Here is a 14,612-nt window from a genome sequence, read left to right as displayed (position 1 = left end):
TTCACCATATTTCGGATCGACAATGGACAATCAACAAATAGAAACATTATTAAAAGAAACTCTTGGACTAGCTGAGGTTCACGTTAGTGGTGAGGGGTCTCACTTTCAAGTTATTGCGGTCAGCGATAAATTTGCAGAGATGAGTCGAGTTAAAAAACAGCAATTTGTATATGCGCCTCTAGCAGAGAAAATTGCCGAAGGTGTGATGCATGCAGTGTCTATTAAAACCTTTACCGAAACACAGTGGAAAAGAGAAAAGTTATTTAATCTTCCTCAATAGTTATCAGCCTGTACTTTCTTCCCCCAGTTATTATCTAAATAGAGTATTGTCATGGACAAATTAATTATAGAGGCTTGCCCGCCTTTACAAGGCACGGTGACTATTTCCGGTGCTAAAAATGCCGCCCTTCCCATTCTTATGTCTGCCATACTTGCTGACTCTATTTGTTATTTTGATAATGTTCCTGAGCTGAGGGATATTCATACTAGTTTATCTTTACTCAGTGAATTAGGGGCTAAGGCTGAACGCATTGATGGTCAATCTGTACAAATTGACCCGAGCCATATTAATAATTTTAATGCCTCTTATGAATTAGTTAAAACCATGCGTGCCTCGATTTTAGTATTAGGTCCATTACTTGCTAAGTTTGGTGAAGCGACAGTATCTTTACCCGGTGGTTGTGCAATAGGTGCTAGACCTGTGAATTTGCATCTGCAAGGTCTGGAACAAATGGGCGCAATTATTGATGTAGATAGTGGTTATATTCAAGCTAAGGTAAATGGAAAGCTACAAGGAGCACATATCTTTATGGATGTGGTCAGTGTAGGTGCCACTGAAAACTTAATGATGGCTGCCTGTTTAGCTGAAGGTGAAACCATACTTGAGAATGCGGCACGCGAACCTGAAATTGTTGACCTTGCCAATTGCTTAAATGCGATGGGGGCAAAAGTGGCAAATGCGGGTAGTGACAAGATCACTATCCAGGGTGTCAATTCTCTGGCTGGGTGCCGTTATAAAGTACTACCTGATCGCATTGAAACTGGTACCTTTCTTATTGCTGGTGCAGTAACTGGCGGTAAAATTCGTTGTGAAAATGCTGCACCACATACTTTGGATGCGGTATTAGATAAATTAGCTAAAGCTGGGGCTAAATTAGAAGTGGGTGAAGATTGGATTGAATTAGATATGACAGGCCGATCCTTAAAAAGTGTCGACATCAAAACTGCTCCCCATCCAGGATTCCCGACTGATATGCAGGCACAATTTGTGGCACTAAATTGTCTTGCTGAAGGGACAGGGGTTATAACGGAGAATATTTTTGAGAACCGCTTCATGCATGTGCCTGAGTTACAACGTATGGGGGCTGCAATTACCTTACAAGGAAACAGTGCTGTCTGTGACGGTAAATCGAAATTAAAAGGTGCGCAAGTGATGGCCACTGATTTACGAGCGTCCGCAAGTTTAGTGATTGCGGGGTTAGTGGCTGAAGGACAAACTAAAGTAGATAGAATCTATCATCTAGATCGTGGTTACGAACATATTGAACGTAAATTAAATGGTCTAGGCGCAAATATACAAAGAGTCAGTGAGTAACAGACTATTTAAGTAGCCGATTACTGCTCTAATTCGGCTACTGTCATTTCTAAGTTTAATTTATTACCATCACGAATTATTTGAAAGCTCACTTTTGAGCCTGGAACTAGGTTAGTAATATAATCTAAGGTACTACGAATACTAGTGGTAGATTTACCGTCCACAGCAATAACCAGATCTTTAATTTGTAAGCCTCCTAAATCAGCTGCGCCGTTTGGACTGACTGAAGTGACATAAATTCCACCTGAGGTAGAGGGTTGCTGTTCAACAGCGGTAAACCCAAGAGCACCACGGATCACTTTGCCATTGGTAATAATATCTTCCATTACCTTTTTGGCTAAAGAATAAGGGATGGCAAAAGACACTCCATCAGCAGCTTCTATGCGATTTCTGCTAACCCGAGTTTTGAAATTCGCATTGGTTATACCAAGTAAGTTACCTTCACTATCTACTAGTGCGCCACCAGAATTCCCTTCACTTAATACCGCGTCTGTTTGAATATAATCAAAATACATATTCAGGCCATTGTTACTGATCCGGCTGATAATACCTTGGGTAACTGTCTGTCCCAAGTTGTATGGGTTACCTATGGCTAGTACTACGTCGCCTACTGCATTAATGTTTTCATTTTGTTGAGGTACAACAGTTAGATTTTCTTCTGAGATGCTTAACACAGCTAGATCAGTGATAGGATCAAAACCAATAATTTGTGCTTCAGCGAGTCGACCATCTTGTAATCCAACAACAATAATATTGTCTTTAGCGGTGACGGCATTTTCAATAACATGCAAACAAGTCAATATGTATCCATCGGCATTCATGATGACGCCTGAACCTAAATTGGTACGTTGTACCGGTTGTCTACGATAATAGCTTGATGCATCTAAACTTTCGCTATAGACATTAACTACCGCGGGACCAGCTGAATTGACAGCTGGGCTGAAGCTTAATTTTTTAGTTTTTTTATCTTTTTGAGAAAAAAAGTCTAGAGGTAATCCGCTACCTTGACGTAAGTCGGGTACAAGAAGCAGGATGATCGAAGAAATGATCACACCTATTACGATAGATTTTAAAATGGATATGAGCAGTCTTGGCACGAGCGGTTGAATCATTGCAGGGCAGATACTCAGAATAATAACACTGAAAACAGCAAGTTGATAGCGGCTTGCATTGCTAAAATACAAGCCGCGTAACTGGTTAAATTAACGAATAACTAAATATATGGAAGCAAGTCCACGTTTAATGTTGAGTGCGATAACGCCTTTTGATTCGTCCAATTCATTGCGTAATTTCATTACTGTATCAACAGGTTTACGGTTAACACCAATAATCACATCACCATCTTGTAGGCCTATTCTGGCAGCGGGAGAGCGATTTTCGAGTTCTGAAATCACCACACCATTATCACCTTGTTTGGTTTTACCATTGGTTAAAACCGCACCTTCAAGAGCTGGATGAATTTCTTTAGCCGCAACAACTGCTTGGGTTGCATCACCAAGTACTACATCAATCACTTTGCGCTTTCCTTTACGTAAAATGGTTAACTCAAGTTTGCTTCCTGCCCCTTTACTGGCAATTTTAGCTCGTAGTTCTTGAAAGCTAACAATCGTTTTACCGTTAATTTCGGTAATGATGTCGCCAGCTTGGATGCCGCCTTTTTCAGCTGCAGAGTCGGGCGTTACTTCACTAACAAATGCACCTTTATTAACATCTAAGTTCATCGCTTCAGCCAATCCTGAGTCAATATCTTGGCCTGTGATACCTAAAAGTCCACGACGTACTTCGCCAAATTCAATGATTTGATCGACTAAACTTTTCATCATGTTTGATGGTATTGAGAAACCAATACCCACGTTACCGCCGTTAGGTCCAAAAATAGCAGTGTTAATGCCAACTAATTCGCCTCGCAAACTGACTAAGGCCCCACCTGAATTACCACGGTTAATTGCTGCATCTGTTTGAATAAAATCTTCATAACCGCCAATATTTAAGCCTGAACGGCCTAATGCACTGACAATCCCTGAGGTCACTGTTTGCCCTATACCAAAAGGGTTACCAATCGCTACTACAAAATCACCAACACGCAAATCATCTGAGTCGGCTAAAGGAACAGCAGTTAAATTTTCTGGCTCTATTTTTAAAAGCGCGATATCACTTTGTGCATCAGCCCCTAATTTTCTAGCTTTGAATTCGCGGCCATCAGTTAATTTAACGGTAATTTCATCAGCGTTATCGACAACATGATTATTGGTTACAACATAACCTTTTTTGGCATCGATAATGACACCCGATCCTAAACCTTTAAATGGACGCTCTTGTACTTGCTCATTTGGCCCACCAAAAAAGTGTTTAAACATCTCTGGTACTTTTTGAGTGGAAACTTGAGTGCCTTCTACAGAAATACTAACTATTGCTGGAGTGGTTTTATCCAACATCGGAGCTAGGCTAGGTATTTCATCTTTATCCGTTGAAAAAAAAGGCAAAGCTGCCTGCGATGACCAACTTATAGCTACAACACAACATGCGACAGCTAAACGATTGACTACTTTATTCATCGATTAATATCTCCATAAACTAAATTAATTAAACAACACAAAGACTGTTTAGGTGTGTAGAAAGTTCCTTACTTAATTTCCTTCACCTGTGAATCTGTTGAACCTGAAAAAAGTCCAGAACTCTCAGAAGAAAAATCTAGTGGTTGTACATTGGCACTATCTTTTTCACGACTGGGGTTCTCACTTTTGTTGCGTAAATAAGTGGTGGCGTGTTCGCCAAAATAATTTAATTTTGCGTCTTCCCCTCCCGATTTTTGGGCGATAACGGCTTGTTCGTAATTAGCTAACTGTTGAGCTAATGCTTCTGATTGTTGACTAATTTGCTGGGCTATATGTTTACTATCTTGTATATGTTGAATAGCTTGTTGGGCCATTATTTCTTGAATAGTTTGTTCATTTTTTGTGTCTTCTTGGCGTTTTTTGTCTGCATCATTGAAATATTTTGCAACAAAGTAACCAATAATACCGCCTAAAATTAATAACAATAATCCTATAAACCAATCCATAACATCTCCTAATCTTAATTACTTTCGCTAACTTGATATAAGTGTACAAGCGCAATGTTTACCTAATATTGTTATTATACCCTTAGCATTTTTAATGCGGTCATTTTATTTGTATTCAAGTGTGATTTTACACAATAGATGGTGGGAAATTTTCAACCTATGATAGAACAAACACCTTGGCAGAAGTATCAAACGGACTTACTTGATGCTGATTTTCAATATGATTCGGCTCAAGAAAATGCGGTTAAAGAGCTGCAACGCTTATTTGAAGAATTAACTCAGCCCGAAAAAAAATTAACTTGGCGGATAAAATTGCAGTCTGCTTTTGGCAAAGGTATGACTAAACCTTCAATCCAAGGGATATATTTTTGGGGTGGGGTAGGTCGAGGTAAAACCTATTTAGTTGATACCTTTTATGAATGTTTGCCCTTTGAAAATAAAATGCGCATACATTTTCATCGTTTTATGCACAGAGTCCATCAAGAGTTAAAAAAATTGGCTGGTCACTCTGATCCGCTCAAAAGCATAGCGCAAATTTTTGCCGATGAAACTAAGGTCATTTGTTTTGATGAATTTTTTGTTTCTGATATTACCGACGCTATGATCTTGGGTACCTTAATGGAAGAGTTGTTTGCTCATGGTATTGTGCTTGTTGCAACTTCTAACATAGTACCCGATGACTTGTATAAAAATGGGTTACAGCGTGCTAGATTTTTACCTGCGATTGAATTGATTAATCAAAATACTCGCATAATTAATGTCGACAGCGGCGTGGATTATCGTTTACGAACTTTAGAGCAGGCTGAAATTTTTCATTATCCTTTAGATGAGCAAGCTAGTAAAAACTTGTATCAGTATTTTAGTCAATTGGCGCCTGAGTTGATGACAGAAAAACAAAATATTGAAATTGAAGGGCGCTTTATTCCTTCATTGCATAACGCAGATGGTGTGGTGATGTTCGAATTTAGAGCCCTTTGTGATGGGCCACGAAGCCAAACTGATTATATGGAAATAAGTCGCTTGTATCATTCTGTATTAATTAGCAATGTTGAACAAATGGGGCAAACCACTGACGATATTGCTCGAAGGTTTATTGCCATGGTGGATGAATTTTATGAACGTAAAGTCAAAGTGATTATGTCAGCAGCAGTGGCAATGGAAGATTTATATACTCAAGGCCAGCTTAATTTTGAATTTAAACGCTGTTTAAGCCGCCTTAAAGAAATGCAATCTCATGATTATCTAGCATCGGAGCACATCCCGTAAATAAGGTAGAAGATTTTTGCTTTTGTACTCTGCCGTGAATATCGGTAAAATCCTCGGCACTAAGCCTAATTGCTAATTAGAAGAGAATAGATAAATGGGAAGAAAGTTTGAAGTTCGTAAAGTTTCTATGGCTAAAACAGCCGGAGCAAAAACGAAAGTATATTCTAAATATGGTAAGGAAATTTATGTTGTCGCTAAAAATGGCGGTGCTGACCCTCAAGCCAATTTATCGTTACGTCGCTTAATTGAAAAAGCTAAAAAAGATCAAGTTCCTAGTCATGTTATTGATAAAGCCATCGATAAAGCAGTAGGTGGCGCTGGTGAAGACTATGTACCTGCTCGTTACGAAGGTTTTGGTCCTGGTGGTTGTATGGTGATTGTTGATTGTTTAACCGATAATAATAATAGAACCATCACAGATGTACGTAACTGTTTTACTAAAACCGCCTCTAAATTAGGCGTAGAAGGTACAGTGGGTCATATGTTTGACCATCAAGCTGTATTTGCATTTGCCGGTGATGATGAAGATGCTGTGTTAGAAATCTTGATGGAAGCTGATGTTGATGTCACTGAAGTGGAATGTGAAGACGGCGTGATTACCGTGTATGCACCCCATACCGAGTTTAATAATACTCGCACAGCATTAACTGACCATAATCCAGATATTCAATTTGACGCTGAAGAAATTACCTTTATCCCACAAACTGAAGCCGATGTGAGTGGTGATGATGTAGAAACGTTTGACAAATTTATGGACATGTTAGAAGACTGTGATGACGTACAACACGTTTATCATAATGCGGTAGTTAACCGAGATTAGTGTTAACTCGCGAGTATCGTTTATATAGCAAAAGCCTTCATTATTGAGGGCTTTTTTGTAATAGCTACTGTATTAAGGAAGAGTCTGATTAGCGTTATAGTCAATCCGCAAAACCTTATACATTTTAGTATAAGTGTTTTGTGTCATTACGATGACTCCTTCTTTTTCGTAAAACCATGACTGTCGACGTTTGTCATTTAACCATCGCCCTGAAAACGGGATCCAGTTTTTACCTGTACTATAGCTAGTTCTTCTATCTGGTGTACCTATAGTATCTATTACAGTATCATCAGACATGCCTACTGAAACTTTAGCAAAAATACTATCAGATGGGATGGAAGTACTTACATTTTGGGCTTCTGCTTCGGCCTCCACTTTATCTTCTTCTATCGCTTTAGCTTTTTTTTCTGCTTCAGTATATTGGTTGGTAGTACTTGTTTGTGAATCTGAATCACTACCCGTCATGTCATTAATCTGTGCACAACCAGATATTGCAAGTATTAGGGTTAGAAATAATGTTGTGAATAGAGGTGTCTTTTCCATGTGTTCAATCCTTTTTATTTGATATAGCGAAATGTCTTTTTCGCCAAATCACTTTCACACAAAGCTATAAAAATTGAAAGTTATACTTTTAGTGTTATTTAATGGCAGTCTTTAATTAAAGTTAGCATAAGCTTAATCAACCCAAGGAATAAATGTCTATGTCATTTGACTCATTAGGTTTGTGTACCGAGTTACTTAAAGTAGTGGCTGAACAAGGTTACAACAAACCATCGCCGATTCAGATTGAAGCGATTCCAGCTGTGCTGAGCGGCCGTGATGTGATGGCTGTAGGACAAACCGGTACGGGCAAAACGGCTGCTTTTACGTTACCTATTTTGCAGCTATTAGCGGCAGGTTCTCCACTGCAGGCACTCAGTGTGCGTGCGTTAATTATTACTCCAACCCGTGAGTTGGCTGCTCAAATAGCTGCCAGTGTAAAAAAATACAAGGGTCATAGTAATATTTGTTCTGCAGCTGTATTTGGTGGAGTAAGAATTGAGCCTCAGATAATACAATTAGAAACTGGTATAGATATATTAGTTGCAACCCCTGGTCGCTTGATTGATTTATATAATCAACAGGCCATTAACTTTGAGCAGCTTGAGGTGGTGGTGTTTGATGAGGCTGATCGTATGCTCGATTTAGGTTTTATTGACGAAATTAGTCACATTCAAAGTTTACTGCCAAACAAACGGCAAAGTTTAATGTTTTCAGCCACTTTTTCTCAACAAATTAAGTCTCTGGCTAAAGGTATGTTGAACAACCCTTTGTTGATTGAAGTGACAGCCGCCAATAGTGTTGTTGAGAGTATTCAGCAGAAATTACATCCAGTAGACAAATCACGTAAAAGTGAGCTATTGATCTACCTAATTAAAAAGCACAAATGGCCTCAAGTCTTGGTGTTTAGCCGAACGAAGCATGGCGCTAATGATTTAGTTAGCCAGCTGAAAAATTTTGGGATTAATGCTGATTCTATTCATGCTAACCGGACCCAGCATGCCAGGACAATAGCTTTAGATGGCTTCAAAAATGCTAATATTCAGGTGTTAGTTGCCACTGATATAGCCTCTCGAGGCATAGACGTTAACCAATTAGCTTGTGTAGTGAATTTTGATTTACCTTATGTGCCAGAAGATTATGTACATCGTATTGGACGTACTGGCCGTGTAGGCTCCTTGGGCTTAGCTGTATCATTTTACAGCGAGGATGAAAGTAAACAATTACAAGCTATTGAGCGTTTAATTGGGCACAAACTGGCACGAGAAAATATTTCGTCTTTTATGCCTACCAAGAAGAAAGCGCCTGTGGCTTCAGTCAAAGAAGATGACGATGATCTGTATGGTAATTTTGAAGCAGCTCCCAAACCCAGTGATAAGTCTAAAGGTCGAGGGAATAATGGTGCTAATTCATCTAAGCGAAAACGTCGTAATAATTAGATTGGTCTAAATAGTTAACCTGAGTTCTGGATAAGAAGTATCGGCTTATCCGGTATTCAGGTTAGTTAGAGTCTAAGTCTTCATATGCGCGGGGGCGAATTGTATAGGAAATCAGCGGAGTAAAAATCCGCTGATTCTTTTCTGCGTTCTTATTTACCTATGAGGCGTAAAAATTCATTCCGTGTCACATCTGAAGTGCGCAATGAACCTAACATAACAGAGGTGATCATAGACGAGCTTTGTTTTTGCACTCCGCGCATCATCATACACATATGTTTACCTTCCATGATGACACCTACACCAGCAGCGCCTGTTACTTCTTGTACTGCATCAGCAATTTGTTTGGTTAGGCCTTCTTGAATTTGTAGTCTTCTAGCATACATGTCGACTATTCTGGCAAACTTGGATAAGCCCAGAACTTTTCCTTGGGGTAAATAAGCAATATGACATCGACCAATAAATGGCAACATATGATGTTCACAAAGTGAGTAGTACTCAATGTCTTGTACTATGACCATTTCATCGGTATCTGCTTCGAATATGGCGCCATTCACTACTTCTTCTACTGTTTTGTGATAACCATCGGTTAAAAACTCCATGGCCTTTGCAGCTCGTTTAGGTGTGTCGATTAGACCGTTACGATTGACGTCCTCTCCTAAAATTGAAAGGATTTCTGAGTAGTGTCCGGTTAATTTTTCTGACATGTAATTGAGCTCTTTGGTGGGTAAAAAAGGTTGAAGTTATTTATTTAATGGGGGGATTGCAAATACTCCCATCACTCGATCAGCAGATAGTAACATTTTCTGCTTAGATGGTTAAAGTCTGCAAAGTAATGAATGTCATTTTTCTGCAACAATTTATATAACTTTTAAAAGCTCCGGTGGGAAATAGACTTACGGACCTCAGCTAAATAGTGATCTAACTCATTTTTTGCTTGTTCATAAGCTTCAGCATAACTGTCAGAACTAGGATGCAGTTTGTATTCTTCAAAGGTTCTGTCAGTTTTTCGTAATAAAGATTTTAATTGTTTCTGGTCAATGTCCATATTGATCTCTTTTCCGTTGGTAATTTTAAATGTTAACTACAAATATTTAACCACAGCTAAACTGACTATCGCCAATAACACTAATACAGGCGCTTCGTTTAAAAAACGATAAAATAAGGGGGAATGTTTGTTTTCATCTCTAGCAAACTGTTTAACCAGTTTATATAAATAAAAATGATATATATAAAGAGCGAATACTAATAGTAATTTAATGTGTAACCATTTAGCTGCAGCAAACCAATCTGCGCCATATAAGACTATTAACCATATACCAAAAATAAAGGTTAATAGAGCAAAAGGCGTAACAAAAAACCACAAACGTTTTTCCATTATTTTAAACTGATCTTTGACTACTTTTTCTTTTGTTGTTGCGTGGTAGACAAATAATCTGGGTAAGTAAAAAATTCCGGCCATCCATGCAATCATAAAAAAAAGATGTAAAGCTTTAATCCAAAGTAGAGTCATTAATAATCAATTCCTGCAAGTTAGTATCTCGCTTTGTGTAAGTAGTTTCTTAAGGTTTCCCAAGTCACTATACCTATGATGTTGTCTATTGTATCAGCATAAATATAAACGGCTCCAGTTCGTTTATTTTCAAGCAATTTGTATACTTCGGCCAAGGTGCTTTGAAACTTAACCCCTTGAACTGGAGTTAATATCAAGCGGGCTGCTTCGTCATCGATTCCTCTATCATATTCTAATAATGAAAATGGGTGGCTGTCATCTTCAGTTTTTTGTAATAGTTTAATGCTTTCATCATTTTTGAATTCGGATATGGGCTGGGTATCTTCAGAAGATACTAATTTGAAGTTTTTATGCATTACCGCTAACACACCTGTTTTTTCTAATGATTCAGTTATAGGGGAGGTGGTGTAAGGTAATTTTTGGAAATCTAATTGCCTGATAAATATTGAACGGTTACCTAAAAATTGAGTTGAAGTGATGTAAGCAGGAACAACAACTAAAATTGCCGGCAATATTAACTCAGGACTATACGAAAGTTCCATAACAGCTGAAAGTGCCGCTAACGGGGCATGCACTACAGCTGTCATAAGACCTGCCATACCTAATAAAGAGAAACTGCCTGTTAGGTTACTTGTATCATCAACAAATAAACCCAAAGGTGTACATAATAATGCGCCACTCAACATGCCAATTACAAATACTGGGCCCATGATGCCTCCTGGCACACCTAAACCAATGGCTGCAATTGTCAGAATAAATTTTGCACACAACACAGCAATCACTAAATATATATTCATGTTTTGGTCAAATAGCTGGTGGGCAGAATGGAAGTGGGCACCTAGGGCCTCAGGTAATATAAAACCAATTACGCCGGTTAAAACTCCAGCTAATAACAATCGGTAAACCATGCTTATTTGACTAAATTTTTGCATGACGTGCATTAGACTGTGGTTAAATAAACTAGCGATACAGCCTAAACTAATGCCGAAAATAACCAGATAAAGATAAATCCAGCGACTAAATTCATTAAACTGAATGAACGACAATTCTTGTGTTTCGCCAAAAACAATGCGAGTTAACACGCTACCACAGGCTGCTGCTAACATGACCGGAATAAAAATATGAATTTTATATTCTCGGAACACTACTTCCATGACAAATATAACTGCTGCGAAGGGGGTGTTAAAAGAGGCCGAAATACCGGCCGCGATGCCGCAGCCTGATAAAATGCGGATGCTATTTTCAGGTAATTTAAACCATTTCCCAAAAAATGTACTGCCTGCCGCCCCTAAATGTACAGATGGACCCTCTCGACCGACAGAAAATCCAGATGCTAAAGCAATGGCTCCGCCAAAAAATTGATTAATGGATGTTGGGATAGGGATGTCACCAAAAAAATGTTTAACTCTGTGAATAACAAATGGAATGCCCATTCTGTAATATTTAAACCCAGTTAAATAAGCGATGACTAAAATTAATAAAGCCCCAACTATAGGCATGAAAAAGCGGAAATTAGGACTCAGGTCACCAAATTCATTACTTTCTAATAAGAAAAAAGATTGCATCCAATCAATCGTTAGGCGAAATAGAATGATTAATAAAGCCGCACAAACACCACTTATAATTCCCACCACACACAATTGTAATGATGTCCGAGGTGTGGCAAGTTCTTGTCTGAATGAGTCTAGTTTCACTGGATCCTGAGCATAAAGTGATGAACTTTTTTAGCTTATCATAGGTCATTATAATTTAAAGGCACGATACGTCGAAAGCGGTGTTAGAATTATCAGCTATGGGTTGTGTTAAGAGAGTCGATATTGAAAATATCTGAGTTAAAACAAAAGGTTGGTGCCTTTCAAGTATATTTGCTGGCGCTTATTTTAATAGGCCTATGTTTATACAGCGGTTTTCATTTAGGAAATGTTTACTATGAGCAGCAAGAAAAAGCCTTAGCTGTTCAAGAGCAGAGTATTACTAACTTAAAATTAGAGAACAATAAGTTTATTAAGAACTTAAATATTTTAGGTGTTGAACTAGAGGTGGCTAAGTTAGCGCAAAAGAAAGCGTTTATAGAACTTGAGCAAGGTATTGAGCGAGAAAAAGACTTACGAAAAAAAATTGGCTTTTACCAACAAGTTATGGCGCCAGAATTAACCGCAGAAGGATTATTAATAGATGGTTTTAATGTACAGCCAGCATTAAGCGATAATTCTTTTCGCTTCGAGTTAGTATTAATTCAACAGAATAAAGTTAAGACTTCGTTAAATGGAATATTAAATATTTCACTTATTGGCAGTGAAAATGGCCAAGCAAAAAAGTATTCCTTAGAGTCGTTATTAGTTAATGTGACTCAAGAAAAACTCAAATTTGGCTTTAAATACTTTCAGTTAGTGGAAGGCGAGATAACCTTACCCGAAGGCTTTGAACCAGAGCAAGTATCGGTTCAGGCCGATGTTTATCACTATAAAACTAAAAAGGGAGAGGTCTCCTCAACTTTCGATTGGCTTATTTCAGAAAGTTAATGCTAGTAATGGTTCGAGGCATATTCAATTCAATCTATTCTGGATGAATTGGTATATAGAGAATACTTGACCATATTAGTCAAGTACTGGATAATCAGATACTGTGTTTTCAGTTTTAATTTTGAGTTGAGGTTTTAGTTATGACGGTGCAAACCGCTTTGCCCATTGAATTTTCCGATGCTGCTGCAAAAAAAGTAAGAACATTGGTGGAAGAAGAAGAAAATCCAAATTTAAAATTGAGAGTTTATGTGACCGGTGGTGGATGTTCGGGATTTCAGTATGGTTTCACTTTCGATGAAAAAGTCAATGAAGGCGATACCACAATAGATAAAAATGAAGTGACTTTAGTGGTCGATCCTATGAGCTTACAATATTTAGTAGGTGGTGAAGTGGATTACACCGAAGGTCTAGAAGGTTCACGCTTTTTAGTTAACAACCCAAATGCAACGACAACTTGTGGCTGTGGTTCTTCTTTTACTGTCTAAACTCTTTTCTTTGTGACCCGTGCAATAAAGCGACCAATTGTCTGCTCTGTTGCACGAGTTATTATATCTTTGTGACTCGAATTTTTAGCTTTTCACCACTTTAGCGACAGCATGTTCAAAACGAACTAATCCTTGTTGTATATCTTCGTCTGAAATTACTAAAGAAGGTGCAAAACGTATAACGTTAGCGCCAGCGATTAAACACATCAGTTGTTCATCTGCGGCAGCAACTAAAAAGTCTCGAGCACGTCCTGCATATTTGTCATTTAACACGGCGCCAAGTAATAAACCTTTACCTCGTATCTCAGAAAAACATGTATATTTTTGGTTTATAGTTTCTAGACCCTGACGAAATAATTGTTCTTTTTGTTTTACTCCATCTAATACTTCCTGAGTATTGACTATATCAAGAACGGTTTCGGCTACTGCGCAAGCTAGCGGATTACCACCGTAAGTACTGCCATGAGAACCTACTTTTAAATGTTCAGCGATAGCCGTTGTGGTTAACATTGCACTAATTGGAAAGCCACCACCTAAAGATTTAGCTGTGGTTAGAATATCAGGTATTACACCTAATCCCATGTAAGCAAATAAATCGCCGGTACGGCCAACACCAGTTTGTACTTCATCAAAAATAAGCAAGGCATTGTGTTTATCACATAACTCCCTAACACCTTGTACAAACTTTGTAGAAGGGCTAACAATGCCACCTTCACCTTGTAAAGGTTCCATGATGACAGCACAGGTCTTGTCTGATATTAAGGTTTCAAGTGCTGCTAGATCGTTATATTCAATATGGTCAATATTGCCCGGCTTAGGCCCAAATCCATCAGAATAAGCAGCTTGCCCGCCTACAGTGACGGTGAAAAATGTGCGACCATGAAAGCCCTGTTTAAAAGCAATGATTTGGTTTTTGTCTTCACTAAATCTATCCAGAGCATAACGTCTTGCTAATTTTAATGCTGCCTCATTTGCTTCAGCACCAGAATTACCAAAATAGACTTTTTCTGCGAACGTTGCGTCTACTAACTTTTTAGCTAGACGTATGGCAGGTTCATTGGTCAAAACGTTACTCAAATGCCATAAAGTTTCGCCCTGTTTTTTCAATGTGTTGACTAATGCTGGGTGACAATGTCCCAGCACATTTACCGCAATACCACCGGCAAAATCTATATATTCGATGCCGGCCTGATCCCATAATCGAGCGCCTAATCCTTTCACTGGGATCATGGCTGCGGGGCTGTAATTGGGGACCATTACGTCATCAAATAAATCGCGGGTAATATTCATGTTGTGGCCTTATTGACTAGAGCTTAAATCGACTTTATTTGCTCGAAAAAAGAATTTTATTATGTCAGATGTTTATAACAATACC

16 protein-coding genes are annotated in these 14,612 nt (G+C 38.5%); 7 read left to right on the top strand and 9 right to left on the bottom strand.

The features are described 5' to 3' along the window. The first annotated feature begins 22 nt into the window (after window positions 1-22). Together GQR87_RS19065 and murA are read left to right on the top strand one after the other, a co-directional pair. Complete coding sequence (locus GQR87_RS19065; protein WP_158972141.1) at window positions 23-280, top strand: BolA family protein; 258 nt, start codon at window positions 23-25, stop codon at window positions 278-280. Window positions 281-331: 51 nt separating this feature from the next. After that, window positions 332-1,594 carry a UDP-N-acetylglucosamine 1-carboxyvinyltransferase gene (gene murA / locus GQR87_RS19060; RefSeq protein ID WP_158972136.1) on the top strand — a complete coding sequence of 421 codons (1,263 nt, stop codon included), beginning with the start codon at window positions 332-334 and terminating at the stop codon, window positions 1,592-1,594. 20 nt (window positions 1,595-1,614) lie between these two features. On the opposite strand, the gene GQR87_RS19055 is transcribed toward murA, so the two are convergent. The 3 genes from GQR87_RS19055 to GQR87_RS19045 form a co-directional block, all read right to left on the bottom strand. Further along, window positions 1,615-2,706, bottom strand: a complete 1,092-nt coding sequence (locus tag GQR87_RS19055) for a trypsin-like peptidase domain-containing protein (RefSeq protein ID WP_158972134.1) — start codon at window positions 2,704-2,706, stop codon at window positions 1,615-1,617. Window positions 2,707-2,796: 90 nt separating this feature from the next. Then, window positions 2,797-4,149 (bottom strand): Do family serine endopeptidase, encoded by a 1,353-nt coding sequence (locus GQR87_RS19050; RefSeq protein ID WP_158972132.1) that lies wholly within the window; start codon window positions 4,147-4,149, stop codon window positions 2,797-2,799. 68 nt (window positions 4,150-4,217) lie between these two features. After that, entirely contained in the window at window positions 4,218-4,655 is a 438-nt protein-coding gene (locus GQR87_RS19045) for a ZapG family protein (RefSeq protein ID WP_158972130.1), read from the bottom strand. Between the two features lie 159 nt (window positions 4,656-4,814). Between GQR87_RS19045 and zapE the strand changes: the two genes are divergently transcribed. Beyond that, window positions 4,815-5,921 carry a cell division protein ZapE gene (zapE, locus tag GQR87_RS19040; protein WP_158972128.1) on the top strand — a complete coding sequence of 369 codons (1,107 nt, stop codon included), beginning with the start codon at window positions 4,815-4,817 and terminating at the stop codon, window positions 5,919-5,921. 94 nt (window positions 5,922-6,015) lie between these two features. After that, window positions 6,016-6,741: a YebC/PmpR family DNA-binding transcriptional regulator gene (locus GQR87_RS19035; RefSeq protein WP_158972125.1), complete on the top strand. Its 726-nt coding sequence runs from the start codon at window positions 6,016-6,018 to the stop codon at window positions 6,739-6,741. A gap of 72 nt (window positions 6,742-6,813) precedes the next feature. Here the strand turns inward: GQR87_RS19035 and GQR87_RS19030 are convergent, their stop codons facing one another. Further along, complete coding sequence (locus GQR87_RS19030; protein WP_158972123.1) at window positions 6,814-7,284, bottom strand: hypothetical protein; 471 nt, start codon at window positions 7,282-7,284, stop codon at window positions 6,814-6,816. Window positions 7,285-7,442: 158 nt separating this feature from the next. Between GQR87_RS19030 and GQR87_RS19025 the strand changes: the two genes are divergently transcribed. After that, window positions 7,443-8,720, top strand: a complete 1,278-nt coding sequence (locus GQR87_RS19025; protein WP_158972121.1) for a DEAD/DEAH box helicase — start codon at window positions 7,443-7,445, stop codon at window positions 8,718-8,720. Window positions 8,721-8,869: 149 nt separating this feature from the next. Here GQR87_RS19025 and folE read toward each other — a convergent pair whose 3' ends face one another. The 4 genes from folE to GQR87_RS19010 form a co-directional block, all read right to left on the bottom strand. After that, complete coding sequence (gene folE / locus GQR87_RS19020) at window positions 8,870-9,424, bottom strand: GTP cyclohydrolase I FolE (protein WP_158972119.1); 555 nt, start codon at window positions 9,422-9,424, stop codon at window positions 8,870-8,872. A 164-nt stretch (window positions 9,425-9,588) separates the two neighbouring features. Further along, the gene (locus GQR87_RS22225; RefSeq protein ID WP_199271647.1) at window positions 9,589-9,765 is read right to left on the bottom strand and encodes a hypothetical protein; all 177 of its coding nucleotides are present in this window, start codon (window positions 9,763-9,765) and stop codon (window positions 9,589-9,591) included. 36 nt (window positions 9,766-9,801) lie between these two features. Beyond that, a complete protein-coding gene (locus GQR87_RS19015; RefSeq protein ID WP_158972117.1) occupies window positions 9,802-10,230 on the bottom strand; it encodes a CopD family protein in 429 nt (142 codons plus the stop codon). Between the two features lie 20 nt (window positions 10,231-10,250). After that, window positions 10,251-11,924 carry a chloride channel protein gene (locus GQR87_RS19010; RefSeq protein ID WP_158972115.1) on the bottom strand — a complete coding sequence of 558 codons (1,674 nt, stop codon included), beginning with the start codon at window positions 11,922-11,924 and terminating at the stop codon, window positions 10,251-10,253. A 123-nt stretch (window positions 11,925-12,047) separates the two neighbouring features. Between GQR87_RS19010 and GQR87_RS19005 the strand changes: the two genes are divergently transcribed. Together GQR87_RS19005 and erpA are read left to right on the top strand one after the other, a co-directional pair. Beyond that, window positions 12,048-12,752: a DUF6776 family protein gene (locus GQR87_RS19005; protein WP_199271646.1), complete on the top strand. Its 705-nt coding sequence runs from the start codon at window positions 12,048-12,050 to the stop codon at window positions 12,750-12,752. A 140-nt stretch (window positions 12,753-12,892) separates the two neighbouring features. Further along, complete coding sequence (gene erpA / locus GQR87_RS19000) at window positions 12,893-13,237, top strand: iron-sulfur cluster insertion protein ErpA (protein ID WP_158972111.1); 345 nt, start codon at window positions 12,893-12,895, stop codon at window positions 13,235-13,237. Window positions 13,238-13,321: 84 nt separating this feature from the next. On the opposite strand, the gene GQR87_RS18995 is transcribed toward erpA, so the two are convergent. Then, the gene (locus tag GQR87_RS18995; RefSeq protein WP_158972109.1) at window positions 13,322-14,527 is read right to left on the bottom strand and encodes an aspartate aminotransferase family protein; all 1,206 of its coding nucleotides are present in this window, start codon (window positions 14,525-14,527) and stop codon (window positions 13,322-13,324) included. Window positions 14,528-14,612 lie beyond the last annotated feature (85 nt).

It is taken from the genome of Paraglaciecola sp. L3A3, assembly GCF_009796765.1.
Classification (GTDB): domain Bacteria; phylum Pseudomonadota; class Gammaproteobacteria; order Enterobacterales; family Alteromonadaceae; genus Paraglaciecola.
The sequence above is the reverse complement of the archived record's forward strand: the minus strand, read 5'-3'. Positions and strand labels throughout refer to the sequence as shown.

What these genes read in the sequence shown, in the direction of transcription:
- GQR87_RS19030 (WP_158972123.1), bottom strand. Translation starts at nt 7,284, where the DNA reads ATGGAAAAGACACCTCTATTCACAACATTATTTCTAACCCTAATACTT.
- GQR87_RS19065 (WP_158972141.1), top strand. Translation starts at nt 23, where the DNA reads ATGGACAATCAACAAATAGAAACATTATTAAAAGAAACTCTTGGACTA.
- GQR87_RS19015 (WP_158972117.1), bottom strand. Translation starts at nt 10,230, where the DNA reads ATGACTCTACTTTGGATTAAAGCTTTACATCTTTTTTTTATGATTGCA.
- GQR87_RS22225 (WP_199271647.1), bottom strand. Translation starts at nt 9,765, where the DNA reads ATGGACATTGACCAGAAACAATTAAAATCTTTATTACGAAAAACTGAC.
- GQR87_RS19045 (WP_158972130.1), bottom strand. Translation starts at nt 4,655, where the DNA reads ATGGATTGGTTTATAGGATTATTGTTATTAATTTTAGGCGGTATTATT.
- folE (WP_158972119.1), bottom strand. Translation starts at nt 9,424, where the DNA reads ATGTCAGAAAAATTAACCGGACACTACTCAGAAATCCTTTCAATTTTA.
- zapE (WP_158972128.1), top strand. Translation starts at nt 4,815, where the DNA reads ATGATAGAACAAACACCTTGGCAGAAGTATCAAACGGACTTACTTGAT.
- GQR87_RS19050 (WP_158972132.1), bottom strand. Translation starts at nt 4,149, where the DNA reads ATGAATAAAGTAGTCAATCGTTTAGCTGTCGCATGTTGTGTTGTAGCT.
- erpA (WP_158972111.1), top strand. Translation starts at nt 12,893, where the DNA reads ATGACGGTGCAAACCGCTTTGCCCATTGAATTTTCCGATGCTGCTGCA.
- murA (WP_158972136.1), top strand. Translation starts at nt 332, where the DNA reads ATGGACAAATTAATTATAGAGGCTTGCCCGCCTTTACAAGGCACGGTG.
- GQR87_RS19025 (WP_158972121.1), top strand. Translation starts at nt 7,443, where the DNA reads ATGTCATTTGACTCATTAGGTTTGTGTACCGAGTTACTTAAAGTAGTG.
- GQR87_RS19035 (WP_158972125.1), top strand. Translation starts at nt 6,016, where the DNA reads ATGGGAAGAAAGTTTGAAGTTCGTAAAGTTTCTATGGCTAAAACAGCC.
- GQR87_RS19055 (WP_158972134.1), bottom strand. Translation starts at nt 2,706, where the DNA reads ATGATTCAACCGCTCGTGCCAAGACTGCTCATATCCATTTTAAAATCT.
- GQR87_RS18995 (WP_158972109.1), bottom strand. Translation starts at nt 14,527, where the DNA reads ATGAATATTACCCGCGATTTATTTGATGACGTAATGGTCCCCAATTAC.